Below are 13,183 nucleotides of genomic sequence, written 5' to 3' on the forward strand. Positions count from 1 at the left end.
GTTAGGGTGGGGTATTTGGCGCTTGCGGATGCTTAGGTTGTGTAGTTTCTGTTTGGCTTGGTGTGAATACCCCCTCCCAACCTCCCCCTAGAAGGGGGAGGTGTAAGATCGATGCGCGCGAAGGGAGGGGGCAAGGCGGTTGCCTTTGACCATGTTTCACTTGATACTCTAGCTCATATTGAAGTGAATAATTTGTACAAGTGGTTCGGTGTGCAAGTTTAATGAAGGATAAGATATGACGGTAAATCCTGAACGTTGGAAGCAGCGACTGCAAAATTTATCTAAGGCACAATCTCGCCTGCAAAAAGCGTGTGAGCAGGAGAGTTACAACGATCTTGAGTTGGCAGGTTTGGTTCAGACGTTTGAGTTTTCCTTTGAGCTGATGTGGAAAACCCTAAAAGATTTACTCGAATTTGAAGGTTTTGATGCCGCTTCGCCACGCAGCGTATTGCGAACCGCTCTAGAAGCGCAGCATATTTCCTCATTGCAGTGTGAAGTGTTACTCGAAGCGTTAATGAAGCGTAACCTATTGGCTCATACTTATGATGAAAATAATGTGCTGCAAGCGCAGCAACTGATTGTGCAGAACTTTGCGCCAGTTATTGCACAAGTGACTCAATATCTTGAGGAAAAAAGTGCTCAGTAGTTCTGTTTCTCTGACAAAGATCGGGTTAAAACCTCATCAGTATGCGTTGATTCGTGAGGCCGTGTTGCAAGATTCGCGAGTCGAGCGCGCATGGATTTTTGGCTCACGAGCGTTGGGTACGTTTAAAGATAGCTCAGATATTGATATTGCTTTAGAGGGAGAGGCATTAACTCTGGATGATATGGCTCGAATGTTAGAGCGCCTTGAATACTCAACGTTACCGTTTAGGGTGGATTTGCAGCTTAAACACAGGATCATGTCTCCTGAACTACTGGCTCATATTGAACAGTATGGGCTGCAGATTAAGTGAGTGTGTACTTAATTTCCCTCCCCCTAGAAGGGGGAGGGGTAAGTTCGATGTTCGCGAAGAGGGAAGGTCAACTGCTCTCGAGTGGAGGGGCGGTGTTTAGCCTCTCAGAGCGCGAAAATCATTGCCTGTGGGGGCTTGCGAGACGCGCAGGTCAAACTCAGGCAGTACCGCGTAAATATGATCAAAAATATCCGACTGAATACGCTCATACTCCACCCACACTGTGGTGCTGGTAAAGCAGTACACCTCTAGCGAAATGCCATCGTGAGTGGGCGCTAACTGACGCACCATCAGCGTCATATCTTGGTGAATATTGGGGTGAGTACGCAGGTAGCGCTCTAAATAAGCGCGGAAACTGCCGATGTTGGTCAGGCGGCGGCCATTGATACGGCAGGCCAAATCCCAATGTTTTTGTTGGTTGTAGCTGCTGATCTCTTGCTCTTTCTCGACCAAGTACGGCTCAAGCAGTTGCGCTTTTTTCAGCGTTTGTTTCTCTTCTTCTGTTAAAAAATGCACGCTGGTGGCATCAATCAAAATACTGCGTTTGATGCGGCGGCCACCGGACTCTTGCATCCCTTTCCAGTTTTTAAAGGAATCTGAAATCAGGGCGTAGCTTGGAATGGTGGTGATGGTTTTATCCCAGTTCTGCACTTTGACTGTGGTTAGGCTGATATCAATCACTGAGCCATTTGCGCCATATTTGGGCATTTCCAACCAGTCACCGACTGAGAGCATTTTGTTGGCCGAAAGTTGAACCCCCGCAACTAAGCCGAGGATCGGGTCTTTAAACACCAACATAAAGACGGCAGTCATCGCACCTAAGCCGCTGAGCAGAATAACTGGCGATTTACCGATCAAAATTGAGGTGAAAAACAGCGCCGCGATAATAAACACAATCAGCTTGATGCTTTGCAAAATGCCGCGTGTTGGCAGGTTTTTACCCACTTGGGTTCGGCTGATCAGCAGCTCCAGCACGTTGAGTACGGAGTAAGTGGCCAGCATGCCAAACACCACAATCCACAATGAGGTCAGGGTGTGCAGAACATCGTAAGCAAAGGTGTTAGGGCTTAGCCACAACTGGGTTTGCACCGCAATCACCACACCTTGGATCAGTAAGGCAACGCGGCTAAATAGGTGCTCTTTAAACAGAGCATTGCGCCAAACGCTTTGCTCATGGTGGGTATGGCGTTTGAGCCACAGCAGCACTCCACGGTGTAACACGAGATGAATGGCAATCGAAATGGCTGCGATCAGCCCGAGCGCTTCCGCAAGCTGGATCACGCGTTCAATTTCAATATCAAACTTCTGTAACCACAAGGTTAATGTTTCAAGCATGGCTTACTCCTTAATCAATCTGCGCGCCATACTACCTCAAACCCTAACGGCTTGCTATGTAAGTACTTGCTTCACTCGGTGGCGTAGGTAGGGCACGATATCTTGCTCAAACCAAGGGTGATTTCTCAGCCATAAGGTATTGCGTGGAGAGGGATGCGGTAGCGGTAAGACCGAAGGCGCCCAGCGTTGCCACTGCTGTACCGTTTCGGTCAAGGTGCTGGGTTTGTCCGACAGATAATAATGCTGTGCATATTGCCCAATCAGGAGAGTGAGTTGCCGATTGGGCAGTTGCTCCAACACCTTAGCATGCCACAGTGGCGCACACTCTTTACGTGGCGGTAAATCTCCGCTGCGCCCTTTGCCCGGATAGCAAAGCCCCATCGGCATGATGGCGATGTTTTCTTCGCAGTAAAACGCTTCGCGATCTAAACCCAACCACTGACGCAGCCGCTCACCGCTGGCATCATTCCATGGAATTGAAGTGTTGTGCACCTTAGTGCCCGGTGCTTGGCCAATAATTAAAATCTTCGCCGCCGGATGGGCGCGGATCACCGGATTCGCGCCCAAGGGTAAATGGGGTTCACACACTGTGCACTGGCGAATTTCCGTCAGCAGTGACTCAAGCATCAGTAGCCTTTTTCAAAATCAATCTGATTACGCAGTGGCAAGTTATCGCACCAACGTTGGTAGTTATCGGCGAAGATATCGACCACTTGCTCTGGAAAGCTGACCGCCGCGATGTGCGGTGTGATGGTGATCGCCGGATTGTCCCAGAATGGGTGATCTTGAGCGAGTGGCTCTTTGATAAACACATCCAAAAACGCGTGGCGAATGTGTCCTGCTGCAATTAAATCCGGCAGATCCTGCTCTACTAACGTTTTGCCACGCCCGACGTTAAACAGCAGCGCTTGGTGGCAGTGGCGAAGATTCTCTCGGTTGAGCAGCCCTTCGGTTGCCGGCGTATTGGGCAGCGTATTCACCAGTAAGTCGGCGCGCATTAAAGCGGCTGGCAGCTCACTGATGTGATAAGTGGCATCAAAATGCCCTTCTTTGGCCGGAATGCCGGTGCGATTGACGCCCACCACTCGCAGCCCAAACTGTTTAGCCACATGGGCTAAATGGCTACCAATCGAGCCAGTGCCCAAAATCACTAGGGTTTGATTGGCAAGTGAAGAGTAAGGGCGCGGCTGCCAAAGGCGCTCAGCTTGTTGGGTTTGATACAGGCGAAAATCGCGCTGATATTGGATAGCGTAACCCATCACATACTCGGCGATCAGGTGCCCGAAGATGCCTTTGACGTTGGTCAGCAGATAGTTTTTGCGCAGTTTAGGGTCCATCAAGGTATCGACGCCGGCATAGGCTGAATGCAGCCATTGCAAGCGCGGAAACTCATCCAAACGGCGGGCGGCCATCGGCGGTGCGGCCAACAAAATCGTGGCCTTGGCGCGATCTTCGGTCAAGGCGAGCCCTTCCAGTTGGCGCTCAAGGATCAGCTCGCGGTAGTGTTCATCATGTTCAGTCAGAATATACAGCTGGTGGAAATTGTTCATAGGCGCGTCTTTTTTCCCTTATGGTTATCCAGTACACTTCCGCTGTCTTTTTCCGCAACGATTTGAAGTGACTATGTTACAAAACCCTCTACAGCTTCGTCTTGAGAAGTTTGAACCTTGGCAACAGATTACCTTTATGGCCTGTCTGTGTGAACGTATGTATCCGAATTACGCTATGTTCTGTGAGCACACGCAGTTTGCTGAGGCGCGTATCTACCGTGACATTCTCGACAGCGTGTGGGAATTGATGACGGTAAAAAATGCCAAAGTGAACTTTGAGCATCAGCTTGAAAAGCTCGAAGAGCTGATCCCAACTTCGGATGCGTTTGATCTGTACGCCGTGTATCCCGCGATTGATGCCTGTGAAGGCTTGGCCACCCTGCTGCATGGTTTGTTGGATCGTGATGATTTAGCGGAATCTATGATCAAAGTGAGCCAGATTTCGGTACAAACCGTCGCTCAACTGGAAGAAGCACAAACTGGTGAAGCCATCACCAACGATAACCAAAAAGAGAATGAAGCCGTGTGCGCCGAATGGGACGTACAGTGGGCGATTTTCCGCCCGCTGCGTGAAGCGGTTGAGCGCGACATTGATCTCATCAAAGACCTACGCAAAGAGCTGCGCGAAGAAGGGGTCAGCAATATTGGGGTTGAGTTGTAGTTCTCCCACGATTGCCAAGAGAAACGGGAGCTGAAGCTCCCGTTTTTTATTCCACTTCGTCGCGGCTTTCGATCATGCGATGCTGGCGCTTCCAGTGCTCCCAGCGTTCGGTGGCCAGTTGCTGCATATCGGTGGTGCGGTCGGCTTCATCGATAATCTCTTCGCCGAGCAAGTGCTCGAAGATGTCTTCTAAGGTCAGCAAACCTTGCACTGAGCCGTATTCGTCTACCACAACCGACAGTTGCAAGCGTTTTTGCATCATCTGGTCGAAGGCTTTTGGTAAGCTCAAGGTGTTGAGCACAACATGGATTGGGCGCATCACATCGCCCAGTAGCAAGTTTCCTTGGCCATTTTGCTGCTCTTTAAACAACTCAAGGCGGTGCACAAAGCCGACAATGTTGTCTTTCTCTTCGCTGTAAATCAGCGGGCGCGAGAACGGAGTATCGCGGTGCTGCTCGATAAATTCATCAATCGTTAGATCCGCTGAAACGCGAAACAGTACCGGGCGCGGCGTCATAACTTGCGTTACTGGCACATTTTGAATCGCCAGTAAGTTGTTCAGCATTTTGGATTCGCCTTCAGCAAACTCACCGTTTTCATTGGCCAACATCGCCATCGCGGAGATTTCGTCACGTAGCTTTGGCGCTTCGACTTTGCGCGCGAGGCGTTTAGTGATTTGCTCAGAGAACCAGACGAACGGCGTCAGTGCCCATACCATCCAACGCAGCACGAGAGAAGCTTGGGGAGCGAGTTCACGCCAGTAGGTCGCACCTATGGTTTTGGGCACGATTTCCGACAGCACCAGAATGCCTAGGGTGAGCACAGCAGAGAATAGGCCAAGCCACTGGCTACCAAACACCACCGCCGCTTGTGCGCCAGCCGTAGCAGCACCTATGGTGTGCGCAATGGTATTGAGGGTCAGAATCGAGGCGAGTGGGCGGTCGATGTCCGCCTTTAGGCCTGCTAGGCGATTAGCCGCAGGGTGGCCTTGTTGGCGCAACTGGGCTAGATAGCTTGGAGTAATACTTAAGAGTACCGCTTCTAAAACTGAACAGATAAACGATACGCCAATCGCGACAGAGATATATATCGCAAGCAGAAACATAAAATTCCTTGGTTTTAAAGTGCACGTTCGAACTCTTTTCTTCTCACAATCTTCGCGGTAAAGGCCGCAAAGCACAGGGAGAATATGAAGAAAAATCGCTTCGCCTGAAGGAGCCGAAAGTGCTTTTTTCAGTCACTAAATCGATTGAAATGACAGGCTTCCCAGTCGATTAGCCCTTTTTAAATAAGGTTTCTCTCACTCAATTACAAGTAAACCTGTGGCTGGATTAGTAACAAATTGTGAGTTGTTACTCAGATTACGGTTAAAAGTGCGTCATAAAAGCGAAAGTTGCGCGACAAACCTTTGCCAGAGCGGGCATTTATGTTTTAGAGTGAGCTCGATTCGATAACCTATTGAGAAGGGAAACCTAAATGAACAAGACCCAATTGATCGACTTTATCGCAGAGAAAGCGGACCTGACTAAAGTGCAAGCGAAAGCAGCTCTTGAAGCGACTCTGGGTGCGGTTGAAGGTGCTCTGAAAGACGGCGACCAAGTACAACTGATTGGTTTTGGTACATTCAAAGTTAATCATCGTTCTGCTCGTACTGGCCGTAATCCAAAGACCGGTGAAGAGATCAAAATTGCGGCAGCTAACGTTCCTGCATTCGTAGCAGGTAAAGCGCTGAAAGACGCGATCAAGTAATTGCTTTATACTACGCCGAGATTGAACATCTCGGCGTTTTTGTTTATGAAGCAGCAGTTATCCTTCCTTTTTTTGCTCTCTGGCTTATTGGCCGGGTGCTCGTCTACTCCTAATCCCAATGTAGAGCAGATCAATCAATTTACTGGTGGTAAAACGATTGGTGATGCGACCAGTTTTTACTGGTATACCGAACGCTTTCAAAAACCGAGCTCAGCCTCAGACTACGTGACCTCCGGTGACTACGGCAGTTATCAAACCAGCTATCGCTGGGAAGAGGGACAAGTGCGTGAGATTCGCCGTGAAGGTGAGCATCTGGATGGTAAGAAGTTGGTGCCGTTTCGCGTCCATATTCGTTTTAGCAAAGAAGGCGAAGCGGTGTATCAGCAGTATCGGTTGGGCGGAAAAGTACTGCCGATGAATGAAGAGCAACTGGCTCACTACGTTTTGCAAGCCAAAGCGGTGGCAGAGGCGACCAAAGAGCAGGACAAACAAGGTTTAGAGCTGATCCAAGGCTACTGGAATGGTAAAACCTTCGAGACTTGTCAGGGCGTTGAGTATCAGCGCGTCGAGTTTAATCAAAGTTTGCCCAGCTTTGTGTTTAACCGCCTAGCTTCTATCGAAAGCTATGTGGCGTTTTTAGGCAAGATCCGTAACGGCAAAGTGCATATCGACGAGCTGCTGTTGCTCGATGATGCGGGTCACGATTGTGTGAAAGAGCCGGAGTTGCTTGATTAAATCAGCCCATGTTTGCCAATCCAATCGAATAAAAAAGCGCGAAGTTCGCGCTTTTTTCTATTGATAAGAAGATGGATGCCCGCTTACTTGGCTTGCTCGCGTGCAATCGCGCGATAACCGATATCGCGGCGGCAGAACATACCATTCCAGTGGATTTGATCCGCCAGTTGGTAAGCGCGTTGCTGCGCTTCTAATACGGTATTGCCGAGTGCAGTGGCACACAATACGCGACCGCCATTCGTAACCACTTGGTCGCCTTGGGTTTCGGTGCCTGCGTGGAACACTTTTTGTCCTGCGCTTTCTTGAGTCGGTAGACCTGAAATCACCTCACCTTTGGCGTAATCGCCTGGGTAGCCGCCAGCGGCGAGAACCACACCGATCGAGGCGCGTGGATCCCACTTCGATTCCACTTGATCCAGCTTGCCCGCAATCGCTGCTTGGCACAGCTCAACGAGATCCGATTGCAGACGCATCATGATCGGTTGGGTTTCTGGGTCACCAAAGCGGCAGTTGTACTCAATCACTTTCGGTGCACCAGTGCTATCAATCATCAAACCCGCGTAGAGGAAGCCTGTGTAGGTGTTGCCTTCGGCTGCCATGCCACGCACGGTTGGGTAAATCACTTCACGCATTACGCGATCATGGACGTCCTGTGTCACCACTGGCGCTGGTGAGTAAGCACCCATACCGCCGGTGTTCGGGCCAGTATCGGCATCGCCCACGCGTTTGTGATCTTGGCTGGTGGCCATAGGCAGGACGTTTTCACCATCAACCATCACGATAAAGCTCGCTTCCTCTCCATCAAGGAATTCTTCAACCACCACGCGGCTGCCTGCTGAACCAAACGCATTACCAGCCAGCATGTCTTGAATTGCGTCTTCGGCCTCTTGCAGAGTCATGGCAACAATCACGCCTTTGCCAGCCGCTAAACCGTCGGCTTTCACGACAATCGGCGCACCTTTTTCACGCACATAAGCCAGAGCTGGCTCAATTTCAGTGAAGTTGGCGTAAGCCGCGGTTGGAATGTTATGGCGAGCGAGGAAATCTTTAGTGAAGGCTTTGGAGCCTTCCAGTTGCGCTGCGCCTTGGGTTGGGCCAAAAATCGGCAGACCCGCAGCACGAAACGCATCCACCACACCAATCACCAGTGGTGCTTCTGGGCCAACAATGGTCAGCTCAATCGCTTTATCTTGAGCAAAGGCAACCAGTGCTGGAATGTCGGTGATGCCAATGTTGACGTTTTGCACCTTGTGCTCAAGCGCAGTACCCGCATTGCCGGGAGCCACGTAAATGGTGTCAACTTGTGGGTTTTGTGCCACTTTCCACGCCAGTGCGTGTTCGCGACCGCCAGAGCCGATGATGAGAACTTGCATTGTGAAATCCTTACTTAAACAAGATGGGGCGCGTTGCACCCCATACGAATCATGCCAATTAATGACGGAAGTGACGCATGTCAGTGAAGATCATTGCCATACCGTGTTCGTTGGCCGCATCAATCACCTCTTGGTCGCGCATTGAGCCACCCGGTTGGATCACACAGGTAATGCCCGCTTCGGCCGCAGCATCAATCCCATCACGGAAGGGGAAGAAGGCATCCGAAGCCATCACGCTGCCTGCTACTTCCAAGCCTTCATCCGCGGCTTTGATGCCGGCGATTTTCGCGGAATAAACACGGCTCATTTGACCCGCGCCGATGCCGATGGTCATGTCGCCTTTGGCGTACACAATCGCGTTGGATTTCACGTATTTCGCTACTTTCCAGCAGAACAGAGCATCTTTCAGCTCAGCGTCGCTGGGTTGACGAGTCGAAACCACTTGTAGGTCATCTTGTGCCACCATGCCTTGGTCACGGTCTTGCACCAATAAGCCACCATTCACGCGCTTCAAATCAAATCCTGTGGTTTGGCCTTGCCATTCACCACACTCCAGCAAACGTACGTTTTGTTTGGCTGCGACGATGTCGATCGCGGCTTGCGAGACTTTCGGCGCGATGATCACTTCCACAAACTGGCGCTCGATGATCGCTTGCGCGGTTTCGCCGTCCAGCTCGCGGTTAAAAGCAATGATGCCGCCAAATGCTGAGGTTGGGTCAGTTTGATAAGCGCGGTTGTAGGCTTGCAGAAGATCATCGCCCAACGCTACACCACATGGGTTCGCGTGTTTGACAATCACACAGGCTGGCTGGCTGAACTCTTTGACGCACTCCAGTGCGGCATCGGTATCGGCAATGTTGTTGTAAGAGAGGGCTTTACCTTGGATTTGGCGAGCCGTAGCAACCGAGGCTTCTTGTGGATTGGCTTCCACATAAAAAGCGGCCGCTTGGTGGCTGTTTTCGCCGTAACGCATATCTTGCTTTTTGATGAACTGCGCATTGAACGTGCGAGGGAATTTACTTTTTAAAGAAAGCGATTCTTCATCGCCTTCTTTGTTATCACCATAAGAAGGTACGAGTGTGCCGAAGTAGTTCGCAATCATGCCATCGTACGCCGCGGTATGTTCAAAAGCGGCAATCGCCAGATCAAAACGCGTCGCTAACGTCAGGGAGTTGTGGTTGGCATCCATTTCGCGGATCACACGCTCGTAATCGTGCGCATTCACCACAATGGTCACATCTTTATGGTTTTTCGCAGCAGAACGCACCATAGTCGGCCCGCCGATATCGATGTTTTCCACCGCATCAGCCAGCGTGCAATTTGGATTTGCCACGGTTTGTGCGAAAGGATAGAGGTTCACCACCACCATATCGATAGGCTGGATACCGTGGGTATTCATCACCGCATCATCTTGGCCGCGACGGCCTAAAATGCCGCCATGCACTTTCGGATGCAGGGTTTTGACGCGTCCGTCCATCATTTCTGGGAAACCGGTGTAATCGGAGACTTCCGTTACCGTCAGGCCTTGCTCAGCCAATAGACGAGCGGTGCCACCGGTGGAGAGAAGTTCAACGCCGCGCTCTGCAAGCGCTTTTGCGAACTCAACAATGCCGGTTTTATCTGATACGCTGAGAAGCGCACGGTGAATAGGACGAGCGTTGTTCATGCTTCCATTTTCCTTTACAAGATATTTGCCGAAAGTGATCTGCTGTGCGGTGTTGGGGAAGCTCGCTGCAAAGCCTCACCGCGCAAAAAACAACAGAGCCATTTGGGGAAATACCTTATCCGTCGCGATTTGAATGGCGAGTATTCTAACCAATTTATTACAAAAGATCTCGCGCAATCGTTTGGCATGGGAAAAATAATCGCTAAAAAACGGTTTTTCAAGCACAAATTTTAACGAAAGCTTAAATTTCCCCAAACTACTCCAAGTAGTCAGGGAGGAGGAGTGATGTTTCAGATTGGAGAGTTAGCCAAACGCTGCGGCGTTTCCACCGATACACTGCGTTTCTATGAAAAAAATGAGCTGATTGCTCCGGCAACGCGTACCGAGTCGGGTTATCGACTGTACGATGAAAAGAGCCAGCAACAAGTCACGTTTATTTTAAAAGCCAAAGAGTTAGGGCTGAGTCTTGAAGAGATTAAAGAGCTGCTCGAAATACGTTTAGAAGCGACCGAACACAGCTGCGCTGAAGTGAAAGCGATCACCAGCGCTAAGCTGGCGGTGATCGACCAAAAGATTGAAGAGCTGACCCGTATTCGCAGCGCGCTGAAAAAAATCAATGATGCCTGCTGTGGGCATGTGGAAGATAACGCCAGTCACTGCTCGATTTTAGCCGCGTTAGAGTAGAGAAATAACACCTAATTTATATTCTGATTGATAAGGGTAATTTAGTTTTTACCACTATGAATGACGTTGTCTGATGGTTAAACAACCTAAGTTTGCAATTTTTAGCCTTATCAATAGTAGGTGAAATAGGGTAGTGCACTTATAATTTCGCTCTTCATCGGTGTGTGGTGCTCGAGCATATTCTGCCTCTTACCGATGCTATCTTCCTGATACAAAGAGCTATTCTATGATTGGAATCTGTTTTCAAATCAATGACTGGGTTCTGTGCATTGATGAGAATAAGCTGTATCGCCAAGATAGGGAGGTCTCGGCCGAGCCGCGTCTTATTAACTTGCTGCATTTTCTTGCGGAGCATGCCGGAGAGGTATTCGGCCGTGAGGAACTCATTCAACATGTCTGGGACGGGGCGATTGTCACCGACCAAGTGGTCACTCAATCCATTTTTGAGTTGCGTAAGCTATTGCGCGACGGACGCGAAGAAAACCTCAGCTATGTGGTGACGGTGCCTAAGCGTGGCTATAAGTTAGTTGCGAATGTGCAGCGTCTCGATGGCAATCCCTATGTTTCTCGCCAAGAAGAGTCGACAGCCAGTGATGTCTGTTTGACGGACGATATCGACGACGTGGAAGACGCCGTTCCCGAGATTGTATTTCCTGCCGGCCCGTTAACGCGCGCCGTGTGCCAAAGTCAGCAACCGAAGAAATCAAGCAAGCCGAATGTCAGCCGTTGGCGCTTAAACCTGCTCAATGCGATCTGGATTGGCTTAGTGATTGTAGCGATGGGCTTTTTTACTGTGCAGCAGTCGCAAGTGCGCATCACCCAAGTGGTGGATACCCATCTGATTGAATTTAAGTTCCAAGACGGTTTTCATTCTCAGGTGCTCACACATGAGCTTGCCGATGGTATCGCACAAAAGCTGATGGCCGATCTGACCCAAGTGAGTGATTATCGGGTCATTCTCGGTAAAACGGCTTACAGCTCAGGCATTTTGCCCGGTAAGTCGATCATGGTGCGAGTCAATGACAAAGATGGACATGAGTTTTTAGATCTTGAGCTTAAGAATAACTCTTCCGATGCGGTGCTGTTTAGTCGCCAATATCCGCTCGATAGCCAGCATCTGGCCTCTGTGCTGAAAAGTGCGGAATGGGATGTGATGCAAGCGTTGAAAATCCCGAATGCAGAGCAGCAAGCACAGCGTTTGTTGGTGGATTTTCCGCGTCAACCTGCGGCGTTAGGGCTGTATGTGCGCGCCAATCATTACTTGAATGTTGCCGATCGTCAGCAGTTCCAAAAAGGTATTTATTTATTGGAGCAAGTGCTGAAATTAGAGCCGGATAACCATTATGTCCAAGCCGAATTATTGATTGCCTACCATGTGCAGCAAGCGCTCAGCCCAGATCAGGCGCTCAATCAAGATCGCATGCTGGTGTTGAGTGAGCAGTTGCAGCAGGTGAGTTACTCCCCTCAAGCGGTGGTGCAGCCACGCATTTATGAAGCGTTAGCACTGCAAGCGACAGTCGAAAACCAAGTGGAAGCGGCCACGCGCTATTTGGCGCAAGCTCAGGGTTTGCGGGAATCGGTGCTTTCATATGTGCTGCAAGGCAAGCATGCTGAACTTAAAGGCGATCTGGATGGCGCAAGCGATGCCTACAGTGAAGCGTTTTATATGGACACGTCGCTGGAAACTTATCTGCTGTGCGAAAACTTGGTGTTCCACTCCAACTTAAAGTCCATTGATTACGCCATGTACCGCTCGGTGCATCCTTCGGTGGTTCGTTTACTGTAACGCTCGTCTACGGTCAATTTCATCTCTCTATCCCCAAACGACTTGGAATGACTGGTAAGAAGGGGATAGAGCGAACTTGCGCCTTCTTTCTCCGAACTGGCTTTAGCACGGTTTAGAGGTGAGGTCGCGCCGCTTTATCTCTCGGAATCCTTCTGACTGAAAAACGCCCGCTAATCACATCGAACGATGTCTATGTACTCACTAGCCGTTTAACTTCTCATCGCAATTCGTTTGAGCCTATTCTCCAAGCCAAACACAAGCCAAATTCAGTGAGCGTCATTGGCATTCTCTGCCAATGGATATCGCTTCATCGAGCGTCTTGCCAGTGGAGTGACAAATCTTATGACAAGACCAACCGTTTTTTGGCGATAAACCTCCCTCCTGATACCTCCGCAGAGCAGTATTTAGCGTGATGTTTTCACCTTGATATTTTTAGTTGTCTCTCATGATATTTTTAGGTTTTTTATTAACAACATGAAAATAAAGAGGTTTATTGGTGGTGTTTATCAGGTTGATATCAAGAAAGTCATGCTTGGCTCATCATTTTATTGATAAGCGGAAGTTTATTTTTTTTCGTTTTTTTGGGCGTACTCTGCACTTCGAAATTTAGCGAGGTAGCGCAGGTGATTGCACTCATGACATCTCGCTAACCCATTCAGTTTGAGTTTTGTAACTTAAGTATCCCCTG

General features: G+C 49.7%; 14 protein-coding genes. 7 read left to right on the forward strand and 7 right to left on the reverse strand.

Annotation, left to right across the window (positions count from 1 at the left end; all coding sequences use genetic code 11):
- Window positions 1-235: 235 nt before the first annotated feature.
- Both GOU96_RS14750 and GOU96_RS14755 read left to right on the forward strand, forming a co-directional pair.
- Window positions 236-646: an HI0074 family nucleotidyltransferase substrate-binding subunit gene (locus GOU96_RS14750; protein WP_000217804.1), complete on the forward strand. Its 411-nt coding sequence runs from the start codon at window positions 236-238 to the stop codon at window positions 644-646.
- Complete coding sequence (locus GOU96_RS14755) at window positions 636-956, forward strand: nucleotidyltransferase family protein (protein ID WP_148511582.1); 321 nt, start codon at window positions 636-638, stop codon at window positions 954-956. The genes GOU96_RS14750 and GOU96_RS14755 overlap by 11 nt, the downstream gene beginning before the upstream one ends.
- Before the next feature lie 96 nt (window positions 957-1,052).
- Here the strand turns inward: GOU96_RS14755 and GOU96_RS14760 are convergent, their stop codons facing one another.
- The 3 genes from GOU96_RS14760 to GOU96_RS14770 are packed head-to-tail and all read right to left on the reverse strand — an operon-like array spanning window position 1,053 to window position 3,841.
- Window positions 1,053-2,291 carry a mechanosensitive ion channel family protein gene (locus tag GOU96_RS14760; protein WP_267782957.1) on the reverse strand — a complete coding sequence of 413 codons (1,239 nt, stop codon included), beginning with the start codon at window positions 2,289-2,291 and terminating at the stop codon, window positions 1,053-1,055.
- A gap of 54 nt (window positions 2,292-2,345) precedes the next feature.
- On the reverse strand, window positions 2,346-2,918 hold the full coding sequence (locus GOU96_RS14765) for a uracil-DNA glycosylase family protein (RefSeq protein WP_046122314.1): 573 nt from the start codon (window positions 2,916-2,918) through the stop codon (window positions 2,346-2,348).
- A complete protein-coding gene (locus GOU96_RS14770; RefSeq protein WP_095464425.1) occupies window positions 2,918-3,841 on the reverse strand; it encodes a D-2-hydroxyacid dehydrogenase in 924 nt (307 codons plus the stop codon). The genes GOU96_RS14765 and GOU96_RS14770 overlap by 1 nt, the downstream gene beginning before the upstream one ends.
- Window positions 3,842-3,914: 73 nt before the next feature.
- On the opposite strand from GOU96_RS14770, the gene GOU96_RS14775 reads away from it, so the two are divergent.
- A complete protein-coding gene (locus GOU96_RS14775) occupies window positions 3,915-4,502 on the forward strand; it encodes a YjaG family protein (protein WP_000941132.1) in 588 nt (195 codons plus the stop codon).
- A gap of 46 nt (window positions 4,503-4,548) precedes the next feature.
- Here GOU96_RS14775 and GOU96_RS14780 read toward each other — a convergent pair whose 3' ends face one another.
- A complete protein-coding gene (locus GOU96_RS14780; protein WP_000479230.1) occupies window positions 4,549-5,607 on the reverse strand; it encodes a CNNM domain-containing protein in 1,059 nt (352 codons plus the stop codon).
- A 371-nt stretch (window positions 5,608-5,978) separates the two neighbouring features.
- Between GOU96_RS14780 and hupA the strand changes: the two genes are divergently transcribed.
- Window positions 5,979-6,251: a nucleoid-associated protein HU-alpha gene (hupA, locus tag GOU96_RS14785; protein WP_001044507.1), complete on the forward strand. Its 273-nt coding sequence runs from the start codon at window positions 5,979-5,981 to the stop codon at window positions 6,249-6,251.
- A gap of 45 nt (window positions 6,252-6,296) precedes the next feature.
- Window positions 6,297-6,986, forward strand: a complete 690-nt coding sequence (locus GOU96_RS14790) for a DUF1481 domain-containing protein (protein WP_000813300.1) — start codon at window positions 6,297-6,299, stop codon at window positions 6,984-6,986.
- Window positions 6,987-7,069: 83 nt separating this feature from the next.
- Here the strand turns inward: GOU96_RS14790 and purD are convergent, their stop codons facing one another.
- The 3 genes from purD to GOU96_RS14805 form a co-directional block, all read right to left on the reverse strand.
- Window positions 7,070-8,359, reverse strand: coding sequence for a phosphoribosylamine--glycine ligase (purD, locus tag GOU96_RS14795; protein ID WP_001197682.1), 1,290 nt, complete (start codon window positions 8,357-8,359; stop codon window positions 7,070-7,072).
- 58 nt (window positions 8,360-8,417) lie between these two features.
- Entirely contained in the window at window positions 8,418-10,025 is a 1,608-nt protein-coding gene (purH, locus tag GOU96_RS14800) for a bifunctional phosphoribosylaminoimidazolecarboxamide formyltransferase/IMP cyclohydrolase (protein ID WP_267782951.1), read from the reverse strand.
- Window positions 10,026-10,100: 75 nt separating this feature from the next.
- Entirely contained in the window at window positions 10,101-10,280 is a 180-nt protein-coding gene (locus GOU96_RS14805) for a phosphoribosylamine--glycine ligase (protein WP_267782949.1), read from the reverse strand.
- Between the two features lie 30 nt (window positions 10,281-10,310).
- Between GOU96_RS14805 and zntR the strand changes: the two genes are divergently transcribed.
- Window positions 10,311-10,709 (forward strand): Zn(2+)-responsive transcriptional regulator, encoded by a 399-nt coding sequence (gene zntR, locus GOU96_RS14810; protein ID WP_000486335.1) that lies wholly within the window; start codon window positions 10,311-10,313, stop codon window positions 10,707-10,709.
- A 226-nt stretch (window positions 10,710-10,935) separates the two neighbouring features.
- Complete coding sequence (cadC, locus tag GOU96_RS14815; RefSeq protein WP_267782947.1) at window positions 10,936-12,495, forward strand: lysine decarboxylation/transport transcriptional activator CadC; 1,560 nt, start codon at window positions 10,936-10,938, stop codon at window positions 12,493-12,495.
- Window positions 12,496-13,183: the final 688 nt, after the last annotated feature.

Origin of the sequence: Vibrio sp. R-1, from assembly GCF_035615595.1 — a bacterium.
Classification (GTDB): Bacteria; Pseudomonadota; Gammaproteobacteria; order Enterobacterales; family Vibrionaceae; genus Vibrio; species Vibrio cholerae.